The 15,907-nt window shown below is 72.2% G+C and carries 14 protein-coding genes; 11 read left to right on the forward strand and 3 right to left on the reverse strand.

Going from position 1 to position 15,907, the window contains the following annotated elements; all coding sequences use genetic code 11:
- The 7 genes from otnK to RCO28_RS15295 all read left to right on the forward strand — a co-directional run bounded on the left by otnK (position 1) and on the right by RCO28_RS15295 (position 7,076).
- The gene (otnK, locus tag RCO28_RS15265) at positions 1-1,287 is read left to right on the forward strand and encodes a 3-oxo-tetronate kinase (RefSeq protein ID WP_308941657.1); all 1,287 of its coding nucleotides are present in this window, start codon (positions 1-3) and stop codon (positions 1,285-1,287) included.
- On the forward strand, positions 1,284-1,958 hold the full coding sequence (locus RCO28_RS15270) for an aldolase (protein ID WP_308941658.1): 675 nt from the start codon (positions 1,284-1,286) through the stop codon (positions 1,956-1,958). The genes otnK and RCO28_RS15270 overlap by 4 nt, the downstream gene beginning before the upstream one ends.
- 108 nt (positions 1,959-2,066) lie before the next feature.
- Complete coding sequence (locus RCO28_RS15275) at positions 2,067-3,371, forward strand: MFS transporter (protein WP_308941659.1); 1,305 nt, start codon at positions 2,067-2,069, stop codon at positions 3,369-3,371.
- A gap of 53 nt (positions 3,372-3,424) precedes the next feature.
- Complete coding sequence (otnI, locus tag RCO28_RS15280; RefSeq protein WP_308941660.1) at positions 3,425-4,255, forward strand: 2-oxo-tetronate isomerase; 831 nt, start codon at positions 3,425-3,427, stop codon at positions 4,253-4,255.
- Entirely contained in the window at positions 4,252-5,292 is a 1,041-nt protein-coding gene (gene denD, locus RCO28_RS15285; protein WP_308941661.1) for a D-erythronate dehydrogenase, read from the forward strand. The genes otnI and denD overlap by 4 nt, the downstream gene beginning before the upstream one ends.
- Before the next feature lie 17 nt (positions 5,293-5,309).
- Positions 5,310-6,056 (forward strand): FadR/GntR family transcriptional regulator, encoded by a 747-nt coding sequence (locus RCO28_RS15290; RefSeq protein WP_308941662.1) that lies wholly within the window; start codon positions 5,310-5,312, stop codon positions 6,054-6,056.
- A gap of 255 nt (positions 6,057-6,311) precedes the next feature.
- Positions 6,312-7,076: an IclR family transcriptional regulator gene (locus RCO28_RS15295; RefSeq protein WP_308941663.1), complete on the forward strand. Its 765-nt coding sequence runs from the start codon at positions 6,312-6,314 to the stop codon at positions 7,074-7,076.
- 99 nt (positions 7,077-7,175) lie between these two features.
- On the opposite strand, the gene hutH is transcribed toward RCO28_RS15295, so the two are convergent.
- Positions 7,176-8,714: a histidine ammonia-lyase gene (gene hutH / locus RCO28_RS15300; protein ID WP_308941664.1), complete on the reverse strand. Its 1,539-nt coding sequence runs from the start codon at positions 8,712-8,714 to the stop codon at positions 7,176-7,178.
- A 214-nt stretch (positions 8,715-8,928) separates the two neighbouring features.
- Positions 8,929-10,356: an amino acid permease gene (locus RCO28_RS15305; protein ID WP_308941665.1), complete on the reverse strand. Its 1,428-nt coding sequence runs from the start codon at positions 10,354-10,356 to the stop codon at positions 8,929-8,931.
- Positions 10,357-10,498: 142 nt separating this feature from the next.
- Between RCO28_RS15305 and RCO28_RS15310 the strand changes: the two genes are divergently transcribed.
- A complete protein-coding gene (locus tag RCO28_RS15310) occupies positions 10,499-11,380 on the forward strand; it encodes an IclR family transcriptional regulator (protein WP_308941666.1) in 882 nt (293 codons plus the stop codon).
- On the opposite strand, the gene hutC is transcribed toward RCO28_RS15310, so the two are convergent.
- Entirely contained in the window at positions 11,313-12,062 is a 750-nt protein-coding gene (gene hutC / locus RCO28_RS15315) for a histidine utilization repressor (RefSeq protein WP_308941667.1), read from the reverse strand. The genes RCO28_RS15310 and hutC overlap by 68 nt on opposite strands.
- Positions 12,063-12,330: 268 nt before the next feature.
- Between hutC and hutU the strand changes: the two genes are divergently transcribed.
- The 3 genes from hutU to RCO28_RS15330 all read left to right on the forward strand — a co-directional run bounded on the left by hutU (position 12,331) and on the right by RCO28_RS15330 (position 15,803).
- Complete coding sequence (hutU, locus tag RCO28_RS15320; protein ID WP_308941668.1) at positions 12,331-14,007, forward strand: urocanate hydratase; 1,677 nt, start codon at positions 12,331-12,333, stop codon at positions 14,005-14,007.
- The gene (gene hutG, locus RCO28_RS15325) at positions 14,004-14,984 is read left to right on the forward strand and encodes a formimidoylglutamase (protein WP_308941669.1); all 981 of its coding nucleotides are present in this window, start codon (positions 14,004-14,006) and stop codon (positions 14,982-14,984) included. The genes hutU and hutG overlap by 4 nt, the downstream gene beginning before the upstream one ends.
- 315 nt (positions 14,985-15,299) lie before the next feature.
- On the forward strand, positions 15,300-15,803 hold the full coding sequence (locus RCO28_RS15330; protein WP_308941670.1) for a hypothetical protein: 504 nt from the start codon (positions 15,300-15,302) through the stop codon (positions 15,801-15,803).
- Positions 15,804-15,907: the final 104 nt, after the last annotated feature.

A 15,907-nucleotide genomic window follows, 5' to 3' on the forward strand; every position in this document is an offset into this window, starting at 1 on the left:
ATGACGATCCGACTCGGCTGCATCGCCGACGACTTCACCGGCGCCACCGACCTCGCCAACAACCTCGTACGCGCGGGCATGCGCGTCGTCCAGCTGATCGACGTACCCGCGCCCGGCACCCCGGGGCCAATCGACGCGGATGCCGTCGTCATCGCCCTCAAGTCGCGGACCACGCCCGCCGAAGAGGCCGTCGAGGTCTCGCTGCGAGCCCTCGACTGGCTGCGCTCGGCGGGTGCGGAGCAGATCTACTTCAAGTACTGCTCCACCTTCGACTCGACCCGGGACGGCAACATCGGCCCCGTCACCGAGGCCCTGATGGACGCCCTCGGCACCGACTTCACGGTGGCCACACCGGCATTCCCGGACAACGGGCGGACCGTGTTCAAGGGCCATCTCTTCGTCGGGGACGTCCTGTTGAGCGACAGCGGCATGCGCCACCACCCGCTGACGCCGATGACGGACTCCAACCTGGTGTCGGTCCTTCAGTCGCAGTCCGCGCGCCCGGTGGGTCTGATCGACCACAACGCCGTCGCGGCCGGTCCGGACGAAGTCCTCGACCGTATCGAGGAGTTGCGCAAGGAGGGGTTCGGCGCCGCCATCGTCGACGCCGTCTCCAACGACGACCTCGTACGGCTCGGCGCGGCCGTAAAGGACCTCCCGCTGGTGACCGCCGGTTCGGGGCTCGCCATCGGCCTTCCCGCCAACTGGGGCTTCGAGCCGTCCCGCGCCGCCGCCGGGCTCCCTGAGGCCGCAGGCCTCCAGGCGGTCGTCTCCGGTTCGGTGTCCACCGCGACCAACGGTCAGGTGCGGGAGTTCCTCAGCACCGGCCGGCCCGCGTTCAGCGTGGACCCGCTGCGGATCGCCGAGGGCGCGGACGTCGCCGCCGAGGCCCTGGCCTTCGCCGCCGAGCACCTCGCCGACGGGCCGGTGCTCGTCTACTCCACCGAGACGCCGGACACCGTCAAGAGCGTGCAGGGCAGGCTCGGGGCCGCCGAGGCCGGTGAGCTCGTCGAGCAGACCCTGGCCCGCGTGGCGCGGGGCCTGGTGGACCTGGGCGTACGGCAGCTGGCCGTGGCCGGCGGCGAGACCTCCGGCGCGGTCGTCCAGGCACTCGGCCTCACCGGCCTGCGCATCGGGCCGCAGATCGACCCGGGCGTGCCGTGGTGCGCGGCGGCGCTGCCCGGCGGGGACACCCTTCACATCACCCTGAAGTCGGGCAACTTCGGCGGCCCCGGCTTCTTCCACGAAGCCTTCGCCCGGCTCGCGGCCTCCGGGGAGCCCGCATGACCCTCCCCTCCGAGCAGGCCGTGGACGCGGCCCGCGCCGAGATCGTCCGCGTCGGCACCAGCCTCTTCGCGCGCGGGTACGTGCACGCCAGCGCCGGCAACATCAGCGCCAGGCTCGACGACGCGCACCTGATCACGCCCACCGACGCCGCCCTCGGCTTCCTCGCGCCGGAGCACCTCGCCCTGGTCGACGCCGACGGCACCCAGGTCGCGGGCGACCGGGCCAGCAAGACGCTCACGCTGCACCGGCGGATCTACGAGGCCGACCCCGCGGCCCGGTTCGTGATCCACACCCACTCCACGCACCTCGTCGCGCTGACCCTGGCCGGCGTGTGGACCCAGGACGACGTGCTCCCCCCGATCACGCCGTACTACGTCATGAAGGTCGGGCACGTCCCGCTCGTCCCGTACCACCGGCCCGGCGATCCCCGCGTGGCCGACCTGGTCGCCGGGCACATCGCCCGGCGGGCCGCCGACTCCACCCCGGTCAGGGCCGTGCTGCTCGACCGGCTCGGCCCGGTCGTCTGGGGCCCCGATGCCGCGTCCGCGCTCGCCGTGCTCGAAGAGCTGGAGGAGACCGCGCGCCTCTGGCTCCTCACCGACCGCCGCCCCGAGCCCCTCCCCGTCCCCGCACTCGACGAACTGAAGGCCACGTTCGGCGCCTCCTGGTGACCGCCGGACCCGTCCCCGCACCACCGCTCGTCCCCGCACCACCGGTCCCCCCGTACGACCGTTCATCTTCCTGCCCGAGAATCCCCTGAGCCGCAGATAGGATTCCGCATGTCCACGTCCACCACGACGGCCGAGGCCCCCGACCTCGCCCGTGAGAACGCCGTGTTCCGCAAGGTCGTTCTCCGCATCGTCCCCTTCCTGGTCCTCTGCTACGCCTTCTCGTACCTGGACCGCGTCAACGTCGGCTTCGCCAAGCTGCAGATGTCCGACGACCTCGGCCTCAGCGAGGCGGCGTACGGGCTCGGCGCGGGGCTCTTCTTCATCGGCTACTTCCTCTTCGAAGTGCCGTCGAACCTGATGCTGCAGCGCATCGGCGCCCGCACCTGGATCGCCCGGATCATGATCACCTGGGGTCTGGTCTCGGGTGCGTTCTCGCTGGTCACCAACGAGACGATGTTCTACGTGCTCCGCTTCCTCCTCGGAGCCGCAGAGGCCGGGTTCTACCCGGGCGTGATCCTCTACTGCACGTACTGGTTCCCGTCGCACCGCCGGGCCCGCGTCATCGCGATGTTCATGTCGGCGATCCCCGTGGCCGGTATCTTCGGCAACCCGCTCTCCGGCTGGATCATGGACTCCTTCCACGGGAAGAACGGCTGGCAGGGCTGGCAGTGGATGTTCCTGCTCGAAGCCATCCCGGCGATCCTGATCGGTGTGGCCTGCCTCTTCTACCTCGACAACGGGGTGCGTGGCGCCAAGTGGCTCTCCGACGACGAGAAGGACATCGTCGAGGCGGCCCTCGCCAAGGACACCGCGCACCAGAAGCACGGCAGCACCTGGGACGGCTTCCGCGACCCGAAGGTGTGGCTGATGTGCCTCATCTACTTCTGCTTCGTGATGGGCCAGTACGCGCTGACGTTCTGGATGCCGACCTTCGTCAAGTCGACCGGCATCGACGACACCCTCACCATCGGCGTGCTCAGCGCCGTGCCGTTCCTCGCCGCGCTCATCGCGATGAACCTCTTCGGCCGCTCCGCCGACAAGCGCCGCGAGCGCCGCTGGCACCTGGTGGTACCCAGCCTCATGGGCGCCGTCGGCTTCTCCCTGGCCGCGGGCTGGAGCGGCTCGACCACGCTCTCCCTCATCGCCCTGTCCTTCGCCGCCGCCGGTGTGCTGACCTGCGCCCCGCTGTTCTGGTCGCTGCCCACCGCATTCCTCGGCGGCACCGCTGCCGCCGCCGGTCTCGCCGTGATCAACTCGGTGGGCAACCTGGCGGGCTTCGTCAGCCCGTTCATGATCGGCGAGCTGAAGGACGCCACCGGGTCGGCCGAGATCCCGATGTACGTCCTGGCCCTGAGCCTCATCATCGGCGCCGCCGCGGTCCTCACCACCAAGAAGCACGTCGTGAACCGATGACCGGTACCGGGTTCAGGCCCGGGTCCGCTTCCGTTCCGAGCACAGGAGCAGCCATGCCGAGGTTCGCCGCGAACCTGTCCATGATGTACACCGAACACCCCTTCCTCGACCGCTTCGCCGCAGCCGCAGCCGACGGCTTCGAAGGCGTCGAGTACCTCTTCCCGTACGACCACGACCCGGCCGAACTGCGCCGCCTGCTCGACCGGCACGGCCTGCGCCAGGTGCTGTTCAACGCGCCGCCCGGCGACTGGGACGCGGGCGAGCGCGGCCTCGCGTCACTGCCGGGCCGCGAGGCCGAACTGCGCGCCGGGATCGACCGGGCCCTGGAGTACGCGTCCGCGCTCGGCTGCCGGCAGGTGCACGTGATGGCCGGACTCGTCCCGCGGGACGCGACGCCCGAACAGCGCGCCGCGCACCGCGAGACCTACGTGGCCAACCTGACCCGGGCCGCCGCGCAGGCCGCCGCGGCGGGCGTGGACCTGCTGATCGAGCCCATCAACACCCGTGACATGCCGGGCTACTTCCTGAACCGGCAGGCCGACGCACACGCCGTCGTACGGGAGGTGGGCGCGCCCAACCTGAAGGTGCAGCTGGACCTGTACCACTGCCAGATCGTCGAGGGCGACCTGACGGCGACGCTGCGCCGGGACCTGCCCACGGGCCGCGTCGCCCATCTGCAGATCGCGGGCGTGCCCGACCGCCACGAACCGGACGACGCGAACGAGCTGAACTTCCGTCAACTGCTCGCCGTAGCCGACGAGTTGGGCTTCGACGGGTGGGTCGGCTGCGAGTACCGCCCGCGGGCCGGCACGAGCGAGGGGCTCGGCTGGATCAAGGACCACGAGGGCGCACAGCACGTGAACAACCGAGGAGCACAGGCATGAGGATCGTCATCACCGGGGGGTTCGGCTTCCTGGGACACAAGGTCGCCGAGGCCCTGCTGCGGCGCCGCACCCTGGGCGGGGCGCCCGTCGAACGGCTCGTGCTCGCCGACCGGTTCGTGCCCGAGGACTCCCCGCTTCTGGCCGATCCCCTGGTGCGGGCGGTCCGCGGTGACCTGGTCGAACGGCTCGACGAGGTCTTCGCGGAGCCCGTCGACGTCCTGATCCACCTGGCGTCCGCGGTCTCCGCCGAGTGCGAGGCCGACTTCGACCTCGGCATGGGCGCCAACCTGGACACCACGCGGGCCCTCCTGGAGGCCGCCCGCGCCCAGGCCGCCGCGGGCGGTCCGCTGCCCCGGATCGTGTTCTCGTCCAGTGTCGCGGTGTACGGATCGGACGCCGCGCTGCCGCTGCCGCCCGTGGTGAGCGAGTCGACGCTGCCCACGCCGCGCTCCAGCTACGGCGTGCAGAAGCGGATCTGCGAGCAGCTCGTCGCCGAGTACACCCGCCGCGGTTTCCTCGACGGGCGCGTGGCCCGCCTCATGACGGTGTCCGTACGCCCGGGCAAGCCGAACGCGGCCGCCTCCGGCTTCCTGTCCGGCATTGTCCGCGAGCCGCTCGCCGGGCTTGAGGCGGTCTGCCCGGTCAGCCCGGACCTGCGGGTCGCCCTGGCCTCGCCGCGGCGCACCGTCGAGGGGATCCTGCGGATCGCCGAGGCGGAGCGCGGCAGCGGTCCCGGCCAGCTGGACGGGGAGCTTCCGGTGAACCTGCCGGCGCTCACCGTCACGGTCGCCGAGATGCTTGCGACGCTGCGCCGGGTCGCCGGTGACGCGGTCGCGGACCTGGTGACCGTCGAGCCGGACCCGGCCGTCGAGGCGATCGTCGGCTCCTGGCCCGCCGTCTTCGACAACGCGCGGGCGGCGGGGCTCGGCCTCACGCCCGACGCCGATTTCGAGGCGGTCGTACGGGCGTACGTCGAGGACCACCCGGAGGCCGTGACCGCCGGTGCACCGGCCGCCGCCGGGGCGGTCGAGGGCTGACGGATAGACTGGCACGCATGTTCTCCAAGGTGAGTGGCCCCGTACGGCTGGCCGACCGGGTCGCGGCGATCCTCTCGGAGGAGATCGAGTCCGGGCGCCTCGCCGAGGGCGACAAGCTGCCCACCGAGGTCGAGTTGGTGAAGCAGCTGGGCGTGAGCCGCACGGTGATCCGTGAGGCCGTGTCCCGGCTGCGCAACGCCGGCCTCGTCGAACCCCGGCAGGGCCGCGGCGTGTTCGTCATGCCGCGCCGCACCCGGCCGCTCGACCTGGAGGCGGACGGCGAGGGCTCCGCGACCAAGGCGAAGGTCCTGAAGATCGTGGAGGTCCGCCGCGCCATGGAGGGCGAGGCGGCCTCCCTCGCCGCGACCCGGGCCACCCCGGCCGACGTCGAGCGGATGCGGCAGGCCCTGGCGGCGATCGACCGGGCCGTGGCCGCCGGGGGTGACGGGGTGGACGAGGACCTCGCGTTCCACCAGTCGATCGCCGAGTCGACGGGCAACGAGGTGATGGTCTCGACCGTCCGCTACCTCGGCGAGGTGCTGCGCAGCGGCATCCGCGTCACCCGCGCCAACGAGGCCCGCCGGGACGACTTCATCGAGGCGGTGCGGGTCGAGCACCACGCGATCCTCGAGGCCGTCGAGTCCGGCGACGCACGCGCGGCCCGGGACGCGGTCCGCCGCCACATGAAGCACGCGGCTTCGCGGCTGCAGGACGCGGATGAGGGGTTCTGGACGGAGGCGGACGAGGTGGACGTCAACCTGTAGCCCGGAGGGCGATCGGCGTCCGCGGCGGAGCCCCGAAGCAGGGGACGCCGAGTTCGCGGTGCCGCAGGAGCAACTCGGCTTGTCCGCCTCGGCGTTGAGCAGACACACCGGTGCGCCGATCGACGCCGGGTGCGTGGAGCAGCGCGCCCTGCGCGAGATCGTCGGCCCGTAAGACCTCGCCGGCCGGTGTCTCGCATCCCAGACGTCGGAGCAGGCGTGCGGGATGGGGCGCGTGCTCGGACGTAGCCTCCCGCCATGGCCCAAGTTCCCGCCGCCGCTCAGGTGCTCGCGATCCTCCGTTACCTCGCCGGGCAGGCGGGCCCCGTGCCCGCGGCGGCGATCAGCCGGGACGTCGGGGTGCCGCGCTCGACCACGTACCACCTGCTCGACACGCTGGCGCGCGAGGGTTTCGTGGTGCATCTGCCGGAGGAACGGCGGTACGGACTGGGCGTCGGGGCCTTCGAGCTCGGCTCCGGCTACAGCCGTCAGGCCCCGTTCCAGCGCCTGGCCCGGGTGCCGCTGGCGAAGCTGGTCGACCGTACGGGCCACAACGCCCACCTCGCCGTGCTGCACGGGCGCGAGGTCATCTACGTCATCGAGGAACGCGCCCCCGGCCGGGCCCCGCTGGTCACCGAGGTCGGCGTCCGGCTGCCCGCCCATCTGACCGCCAGCGGCCGAGCGGTCCTGGCAGGCCTCTCCCCGGCGCAGGTGCGCGCCCTGTTCCCCGACGCCTCGGCGTTCGTCCTGCGCAACGAGACGGGCCCCGGTTCGCTCACCGCGCTCCGCCACCTCCTCGTGGAGGCCCGCCGCCGCGGGTACGCCACGGAGGACGGCGAGGTGACCCCCGGCTTCGCCTCGGTCGCCGCGGCCGTCCTCGACCACCAGGCCCATCCGGTGGCCGGGGTGGCGGTCACGTTCCCCGCGGCGGAGGTCGACGCGGCGGAGCAGCAGCGGATCGCGGCCCAAGTATCGCGTACGGCCGAGCAGTTGAGCCGTCGGATCGGCGGGGCGGGCGGCTGAGCGAGGCCCCCGCGCACCTCGGGCCGCAAGTGCCCGCAGGCCCCTTCCGCCACCAGGTGCACGGTGGCGGAAGGGGCCTGACGTACGGCGGGGGGAGGCTCAGCCGAGCGGGCCCGTCACCGACTCCGCCGCCGCCAGGGCGCGGCCCTCGCGTACGTACCGGACGGCGTACTCGATCTCCGGGGCGAGGTAGCGGTCCGTGCCGGGGCCCTCGACGTGCTCGCGCAGGCCCGCCAGGACGGCGGCCGTGGCGGGGGACGGCTCCAGCGGGGCGCGCAGGTCGAGGGCGCGGGCCGCGGTGAGGATCTCGACGGCGACGACCCGGGTCAGGCCGTCGATCGCGCGGCGCAGCTTGCGCGCGGCGGACCAGCCCATGGACACGTGGTCCTCCTGCATGGCGCTGGAGGGGATCGAGTCCACCGAGGCCGGTGCGGCGAGCCGCTTGAGCTCGGAGACGATGCCGGCCTGCGTGTACTGGGCGATCATGTGGCCCGAGTCGACGCCGGGGTCGTCGGCGAGGAACGCGTTGAGCCCGTGGTTGCGGGCGACGTCCAGGAAGCGGTCCGTACGGCGCTCGCTGACGGAGGCGACGTCGGCGACGGAGATCGCGAGGAAGTCGAGGACGGCGGCCACGGGCGCACCGTGGAAGTTGCCGTTGGACTCGACCCGGCCGTCGGGGGTGACGACGGGGTTGTCGATGGCGCTGGCCAGCTCGCGGTCGGCGACCGTCTCGGCGTGCGTGAGGGTGTCGCGGGCGGCGCCGTGCACCTGCGGGGAGCAGCGCAGCGAGTACGCGTCCTGGACGCGGGTGCACTCGGGGCCGCGGTGGCTCGCGACGATCCCCGAGTCCTTGAGCAGGGCCGTGAGGTTGGCGGCGCTCGCGGCCTGGCCCGGGTGCGGGCGCAGGGCCTGCAGGTCGGCGGCGAACACGGCGTCCGTGCCGAGCTGGCCCTCGACGCTCATCGCGGCGGCGATGTCGGCCGTACGAAGGAGCAGCCTCAAGTCGTGGGCGGCCATGACGAGTTGGCCGAGCATGCCGTCGGTGCCGTTGATGAGGGCCAGGCCCTCCTTCTCGTGCAGCGTGACCGGGGCGAGCCCGGCGGCGGCGAGCGCGTCGGCGGCGGACACCAGCTCGCCGGCGGCGTCGCGCACCTGGCCCTCGCCCATGACGGCCAGGGCGCAGTGGGCGAGCGGAGCGAGGTCACCGGAGCAGCCGAGGGAGCCGTACTCGTACACGACCGGGGTGATACCGGCGTTGAGCAGGTCCGCGTAGGCCTGCGCGGTCTCGGGGCGCACACCGGTACGGCCGGTGGCGAGCGTCGAGAGGCGGAGCAGCATCAGGGCGCGGACGACCTCACGCTCGACCTCGGGGCCGGAACCGGCCGCGTGGGAGCGGACGAGGCTGCGCTGCAGCTGGGCGCGGAGCTCGACGGGGATGTGGCGGGTGGCGAGGGCGCCGAAGCCGGTGGAGACGCCGTAGTGCGGAACCACGTCGTCGGCGAGGTTCTCGATGACCTTGCGGCTCTGGGAGATCTCGCCGAGGGCTTCGTGGCTGAGGGTCACGCGGGCCCCGTGCCGGGCGACGGACACGACATCGGCGGCGGAGAGGGGGCCGACCCCTACGAAGGTTTCGTTCATGGGTCAATGAAGCCTGAGGTCGGGGGTGTTTCGGCAGGGGGTACGGGTTGGTTGCTGTCTGGCATCCCAGACGCTTGACGGTGCCCCTGACAGACGAGAACCGGCGGCACCGCATGGTTCGCGGTACCGCCGGTTCTCTCCCCTGACCCGCCCCTTCCCGAAAGTCCTCGCCGGACGGGCCTCCGGGAAGGGGCGGGGAGGGGCCAAAAGAGACCTACGCCCGAGGCGCAGCCTCCAGCACCTGGTCGGCCTGGACCGGCACGTCCTCCGCCGCCTCCGCCCGCCGCAGCCCCGGCCGTACGAACACGTAGAACACCGCCGTCATCAGGGCCAGCCACACCCCGCCGACGATCAGGGCGATCCGGGTGTCCTCGGAGAACGCGAGCAGCACGACCACACCCGCCATGAAGACGATCGTGATGATCTGCCCGTACGGCCAGAAGGGGGCCGGGTACTTGAGCTCCGCGACCTCCTGCGGGGTCATCTTCCGGCGGGCGCTGACCTGGGACAGCAGGATCATCAGCCAGACCCAGACGGTCGCGAAGGTGGCGATCGAGGCGATGACGAGGAAGATCCGTTCCGGCATCAGGTAGTTGAGCACCACGCCGAAGAGCAGGGCGCCGATCATGATGCCGACGGTCATCGTGGGCACGCCGTTGCGGGAGACCTTGCGCATGACGGCCGGGGCCTGGCCGCGCTCGGCCATGCCGTACATGATCCGGCCGGCCGCGAAGATGTCGCTGTTGATGGCGGAGAGCGCCGCGATGATCACGACGAGGTTCAGCACGCCCGCGGCGGCCGTGACGCCGAGCCCGGCGAAGATCTCGACGAACGGGCTGCCCTCGGACCCGATGTGCTTCCACGGGTCGAGCGACATCAGCACGGCGAGGGTCAGGACGTAGAACAGGATGATGCGTACGGGGATGGTGTTGACGGCCTTCGGGATCGTCTTCTCCGGGTCCTGCGCCTCACCGGCCGTGACGCCGATGATCTCGGTGCCGCCGAAGGCGAACATCACCACGGCGAAGGAGAGCACGAGCCCCTGGACCCCGTTGGGCAGGAAGCCGCCGTGGCTCCACAGGTTGGAGATGCTCGCGCCGTCGTCGCCGCCGATGCCGAAGACGAGGATGGCGAGCCCGCCGAGGATCATCGCGACGATGGCGACGACCTTGGCGAACGACAGCCAGAACTCCAGCTCACCGAAGACCTTCACGCTGAACAGGTTCATCACGCCGATGACGACGACGGCCGCGAGCAGCCAGATCCAGCGGGGCACGTCGGGGAACCAGAAGCCCATGTAGAGCCCGAGGGCCGTGATGTCCGCCAGGCAGACGACGATCATCTCCAGGGCGTACGTCCAGCCCGTGAGGAAGCCGGGCAGCTTCCCGAGGTACTTTGTGGCGTATTCACCGAAGGATCCGGCGCTCGGTCTGGCCACCGCCATCTCGCCCAGCGAGCGCAGTACGAGGAAGACCGCGGCACCGCCGATGAGATAGGCCAGCAGGACTCCGGGCCCGGCCGCCTTGATGGACTCCGAGGAACCGTAGAAGAGACCGGTCCCGATGGCGGAACCCAGGGCGATGAAGCGTATGTGCCGGGACTTGAGCCCGCGCTGCAGGGACGACGAGGTGTCGCTGGTCAAGGAAGGGCCTCCTTGGAACGCCGTGTTCCGGACGAGGTAGCGGGGTTGGATCACGGGCCGGTCTACGGCTTCCGTCGGCACATCCCGCATGACGAGGGCCTTGTATATTCCTGTATATACAGGCTCGTCAAGAGGTGGACCAATGGGTGAACGAGAGACGACGTCGAGCGCCTCGCCCGCCGTCGGGCGAGCCCTGGACATTCTCCTGCATCTCGCGGGCCGCTCCGGACCGGTGCAGGCGGCGGCCCTCGCACGCGAGCTCGGCATCCCCCGCTCGTCGGCGTACCACATCCTCACCGTCCTGGTGGACCGCGGCTTCGTCACGTATCTGCCTCAGGAGCAGGCGTACGGCCTCGGGGTCGCGTCGTTCGAGATCGGCTCGGCCTATCTGCGGCACGAACCCCTGGAGCGGCTCGCCCATCCGATCCTGCGCAGCGCCTCCGCACGGCTCGGGCAGACCGTGCACCTGGGCATCGTGCACGGCGCGGAGACCGTGTACCTGCTCAAGGAGCGCCCGCCGTCCGGCCGGTCGGGCGAGGCGGACCCGGCGCTCGTGACCGATGTCGGCGTACGGCTGCCCGCCCACCTCACGGCCAACGGCCGGGCCGTCCTCGCGCACTCCTCACCGGCCCAGCTGCGCGCCCTCTTCCCGCGCCAGGCCAGCCTGATCACGCGGACGGGCAAGGGGCCGCGCTCGCTCGCCGAGCTGATCGACCTGCTCGCCACCGACCGGGAACGCGGCTGGTCGGAGGAGGTCGAGCTGGTCTCCGAGGGGTTCAGGTCGCTCGGGGTCGCGGCGTTCGACCACAACGAGCGGCCCGTCGCCGCGCTCAGCTCCACCTGGCAGCGGCACTACAGCAAGCACTCCCCCGACGAGGTGCGCGAGGTCCTGGAACGCGCGGCGGCCCGGTTGACCGCCGCGATGTCCGGCCGGCGCCCCGCGTCCGGTACGCGCCTCAGTGCGCGTCGAACGTCCCCTCCAGGCGGTAGCGCGAGCCGGGGTGGATCAGCCGCGTCACACTGACGACCGCCTCGCCCGACCACGTACGCCGCCGGATCAGCAGGCAGGGCTCGGACGGGCCCACGCGGAGGATCTCGCACTCCTCGGCCGACGGCAGCACCGCCTCGACGATGTGCTCGCCCCGGCCGAGCGGCGCGACCTCGGACAGGAACGCGTACGGCGTACGGGCCGTGAAGTCCTGCCGCAGATAACCGGGCGCGAAGTCCGGGTGGACGAAGCGGTCCTCCAGCTGGACCGGCTTGCCGTCCTCCAGGTGCACGACCCGGGAGCGGTACGCGCTGCGCCGCCCGTCGAGCCCGAGCTGGGCGCCGGTCTCCGGGTCCGGGAGCTCCTCGCGCAGGGAGAGCACGCGGGCGGTGTGCTGATGGCCGCGGCCCCGGATCTCGTCGGCGATGTCGTGCACCTCGACCAGGGCCGAGCTGCTCTTGCGGCGCCCCACGAAGGTGCCCACCCCCATCACGCGGCGCAGCAGACCCTCGGCGCTCAGCTCGCGCAGGGCCCGGTTGACGGTCATCCGGGACAGGCCCAGGGACTCCACGAACTGGCTCTCCGAGGGCAGCGCCTGCCCCTCGCGCCAGCTCCCGCCCGCGATCTGGCCCGCCACCAGGTCCTTGACCCGCTGATAGGCCGGGGCCGAGGCGGGCTCCTGCGCCGCATAGAGCCTGGCGAGTTCCTCAGCGCTCACGACCAAGCCGTCCACCGTCCTCGTCCCCCATCGGTCCGCCGTGCCGCGGCCCGAGACTCACCGGCAGTGTAGGCGAGGGGACTTGGCCTGGTCAGGCCCCGGATCACCAGGTTCCGGCGATCGCGTTCTCGGATCCGAGAACTTCGCGCCGCGTCGCTGGATCGCGGCTCGCGCCGGGCCTGTCATGGAGCACACAGCACCCCCGTACCTCCTCGTACCGGCGGGTGCCTGCGTACCTCCGTACCTCCGTAAGCGACCTGGAGTGAACATGACCGGCACCTCCCCCGATGCCCGCCACATCCGCGCACCCCGTGGCAGCGAACTCACCTGCCTCGGCTGGCAGCAGGAGGGCGCCCTGCGCATGCTCATGAACAACCTCGACCCGGAGGTCGCCGAGCACCCCGAGGACCTGGTCGTCTACGGCGGCACCGGCAAGGCCGCCCGTGACTGGGCCGCGTACGACGCGATCGTGCGGACCCTGAAGTCGCTCAAGGACGACGAGACGATGCTCGTGCAGTCCGGCAAGCCCGTCGGCGTCATGCGCACCAGCGAGTGGGCGCCGCGCGTGCTCCTCGCCAACTCCAACCTGGTCGGCGACTGGGCGAACTGGGAGGAGTTCCGCTCCCTGGAGGCCCGCGGCCTCACCATGTACGGGCAGATGACCGCCGGTTCCTGGATCTACATCGGCAGCCAGGGCATCCTCCAGGGCACCTACGAGACCTTCGGCGCGGTCGCCCGCAAGAAGTTCGACGGCACCCTCGCCGGGACCATCACGCTGACCGCGGGACTCGGCGGCATGGGCGGCGCGCAGCCGCTCGCCGTGACGATGAACGACGGTGTCGCGATCTGCGTCGACGTCGACGAGACCCGCATCGACCGCCGCATCGGCACCCGCTACCTGGACGTCAAGGCCGACCACCTGGACCACGCCCTGGAGCTTGCGGTCCAGGCCCGGGACGAGCGCCGGGGCCTGTCCATCGGCGTCGTCGGCAACGCCGCCGAGGTCTTCCCCGAACTGCTGCGCCGCCGGGCCCCGATCGACATCGTCACCGACCAGACCTCCGCCCACGACCCGCTCGCCTACCTGCCCGTCGGCGTCACGGTCGAGAACTGGGACAAGGAGCGCGAGGCGGACCCGGCCGGATTCACCGACAAGGCGCGGCACTCGATGCGCCTGCACGTGGAGGCCATGGTCGGCTTCCTCGACGCCGGTGCCGAGGTGTTCGACTACGGCAACTCGATCCGCGACGAGGCCCGCAAGGCAGGCTGCGAGCGCGCCTTCGCCTTCCCCGGCTTCGTCCCGGCGCACATCCGCCCGCTGTTCGAGGAGGGCCTCGGCCCGTTCCGCTGGGCCGCCCTGTCCGGCGACCCGAAGGACATCGAGGCCACCGACAAGGCCATCAAGGAGCTGTTCCCGGAGAACAAGCACCTGCACCGCTGGCTCGACATGGCCGCCGAGCGCGTCTCCTTCGAGGGCCTGCCCGCCCGCATCTGCTGGCTCGGCTACGGCGAACGGCACCGCGCCGGGCTGAAGTTCAACGAGATGGTCGCGAGCGGCGAGCTGTCCGCCCCGGTCGCCATCGGTCGCGACCACCTGGACTCCGGCTCGGTGGCCTCCCCGTACCGCGAGACCGAGGCCATGCTCGACGGCTCCGACGCGATCGCCGACTGGCCGCTGCTCAACGCCCTCGTGAACACCTCGTCCGGCGCCTCCTGGGTCTCCATCCACCACGGCGGCGGCGTCGGCATGGGGCGCTCCATCCACGCCGGCCAGGTCTGCATCGCCGACGGCACCGAGCTGGCCGCGCAGAAGCTGTCCCGGGTGCTCACCAACGACCCGGGCATGGGTGTCATCCGGCACGTCGACGCCGGGTACGAGCACGCCGGTGACGTGGCCCGCGAGCGCGGCGTGCGCATCCCGATGGCCGAGGGCGAGGCCAAGTGAGCGCCACTGCCTCCCTCCCGGTGGACGCGGCCGCGGAGCGGTGGCACGGCCGGGACGACGGTCCCGGGGACGCCCACCTGCGCTGGCACCACGTCGTCACTGCGGACTCCGGTGGGCCCGGCCCGTGGGACGCGGCGTTCGTCGGCTTCCGCAGCGACGAGGGCGTACGGCGCAACAAGGGGCGGCAGGGCGCGGCGAACGGTCCGCGCGAGCTGCGGGCCGCCCTCGCGTCGATGGCGCTCCCGGCCCCGCTGACCGCGCTCGACGCCGGTGACGTCGAAGTCGCCGACGGAGACCTGGAGTCGGGCCACCGGCGCCTCGGTGAGGCCGTCACCGCGCTGCTCGACAGCGGCTCCCCGGTGATCGTCCTCGGCGGCGGTCACGAGGTGGCGTACGGCACGTATCTGGGCCTGCGCGACTGCGGCGTAGTGCGGTCGGGCGGACGGCTCGCCGTGCTGAACCTGGACGCGCACTTCGACCTGCGCGACGACGTCCGCCCCAGCTCCGGCACGCCGTTCCTGCAGATGGCGCGGGGCGAGGAGGAGCTCGGGCGGCGGCTGAACTACCAGGTCCTCGGCGTGAGTCAGCCGAGCAACACGGAGCATCTGTTCCGTACGGCGGACGCGCTCGGCGTACGGTATCTGGCGGACACGGAGTGCGGGCTGCTCGACGTGGCCAAGGTGGACGCGTTCACCGACGCGTTCGTCGACGGCGGTGACGTGCTGCACCTGAGCATCGACCTCGACGTGCTGCCCGCCGCGGTCGCGCCCGGCGTCAGCGCCCCGGCCGCGCACGGTGTGCAGATGGAGATCGTCGAGCGGGTCTGCGCCCGGATCGCGGCGAGCGGCAAGCCGCTGGTCGTGGACGTGGCGGAGCTCAACCCCGACCTCGACGTCGACCACCGCACGGCCCGCGCGGGCGCCCGTCTCGTCCACCGCATCCTGACGACACGTCACGCGGCAGTCGGGAAGGCCTGACAGGCCCTCACGATCCGGTCGCCGGGCCGCGCAGCAGAGGACAGCCGCGGCCCGGCGACCGCACCAACCTCCCTCGGCTTCCTCCCGCTGCCCGGGTGTCCCTCACACACACGGGCTACCGGGGCCGGGCGTGTGCGGCGCCCGGCCCCGGCCGTATGACCAGCGGGTTCGGTCGGCGGCACGGACGGGTGCCGCCCGTTCGGCGGTCCGTATCGAGGTGCTGACGCATGCACCGGCCACGTTCCATGAGAGCGCGGCGCGGTCAGGCAGCCGACGGATCCGGAACGACGGCCCGCGCCGGGAAGTGGGTTCCCCATGCGTCCTGCACATCTGCTCGGCTCCCTCGCCCTCTCCTCCCTCGCCGTCGTCGGCGTGGCGGGGGCGGCCGTCGCGGAGCCGGAGCCGTCCCTGTCGATCACGCCGAGCCCGGCCCGACCGGGCGCGTCGGTCGTGGTCTCCGTCTCCGGCGGCTGCACGGCCTCCTCCGCGACCGCCACGTCCGACGCGTTCACCAGCAGCGTCCCGCTCTCCAGCGGCTCCGGCGGCTTCTACACCGGCAACGCCACCATCAAGCGGAACGCCCGCCCCGGCAGCCACACCGTCGACGTCGCCTGCCCCGGCAGCGGCACGTCCACCTACTCGATCACCGTCGCCGGCGCGTCCGCCTCTCCCTCACCGGCCCCGGGCGTACGCGGCGGAATCGGCGGTGCGCAGGACGGCACCACCGGCACGGACATCGCGATCGGCGTCGGCCTGGTCGCACTCGCCGGGGCCGGAACGGTCGCGGTCCTCCGCCACCGCGCCCGCGCCCGCGCCTGAGGGCGGGCGTCGGTCCCGCGCAAACCCGTTGCAACGTTGCGGGGGGGGGTGGACTGGCCCGCATGGTGACGAGCCCCACCCGGTGCGGTGAGTGGGGGGTCCCC

The organism is Streptomyces sp. LHD-70, assembly GCF_031157275.1.
Taxonomy (GTDB): domain Bacteria; phylum Actinomycetota; class Actinomycetes; order Streptomycetales; family Streptomycetaceae; genus Streptomyces.

Bases quoted from the DNA above. Each gene is read 5' to 3' on its own strand.
- otnK (WP_308941657.1), top strand. From the start codon at position 1: ATGACGATCCGACTCGGCTGCATCGCCGACGACTTCACCGGCGCCACC.
- otnI (WP_308941660.1), top strand. From the start codon at position 3,425: ATGCCGAGGTTCGCCGCGAACCTGTCCATGATGTACACCGAACACCCC.
- RCO28_RS15295 (WP_308941663.1), top strand. From the start codon at position 6,312: ATGGCCCAAGTTCCCGCCGCCGCTCAGGTGCTCGCGATCCTCCGTTAC.
- denD (WP_308941661.1), top strand. From the start codon at position 4,252: ATGAGGATCGTCATCACCGGGGGGTTCGGCTTCCTGGGACACAAGGTC.
- RCO28_RS15270 (WP_308941658.1), top strand. From the start codon at position 1,284: ATGACCCTCCCCTCCGAGCAGGCCGTGGACGCGGCCCGCGCCGAGATC.
- hutH (WP_308941664.1), bottom strand. From the start codon at position 8,714: ATGAACGAAACCTTCGTAGGGGTCGGCCCCCTCTCCGCCGCCGATGTC.
- RCO28_RS15275 (WP_308941659.1), top strand. From the start codon at position 2,067: ATGTCCACGTCCACCACGACGGCCGAGGCCCCCGACCTCGCCCGTGAG.
- RCO28_RS15310 (WP_308941666.1), top strand. From the start codon at position 10,499: ATGGGTGAACGAGAGACGACGTCGAGCGCCTCGCCCGCCGTCGGGCGA.
- hutU (WP_308941668.1), top strand. From the start codon at position 12,331: ATGACCGGCACCTCCCCCGATGCCCGCCACATCCGCGCACCCCGTGGC.
- RCO28_RS15290 (WP_308941662.1), top strand. From the start codon at position 5,310: ATGTTCTCCAAGGTGAGTGGCCCCGTACGGCTGGCCGACCGGGTCGCG.
- RCO28_RS15330 (WP_308941670.1), top strand. From the start codon at position 15,300: ATGCGTCCTGCACATCTGCTCGGCTCCCTCGCCCTCTCCTCCCTCGCC.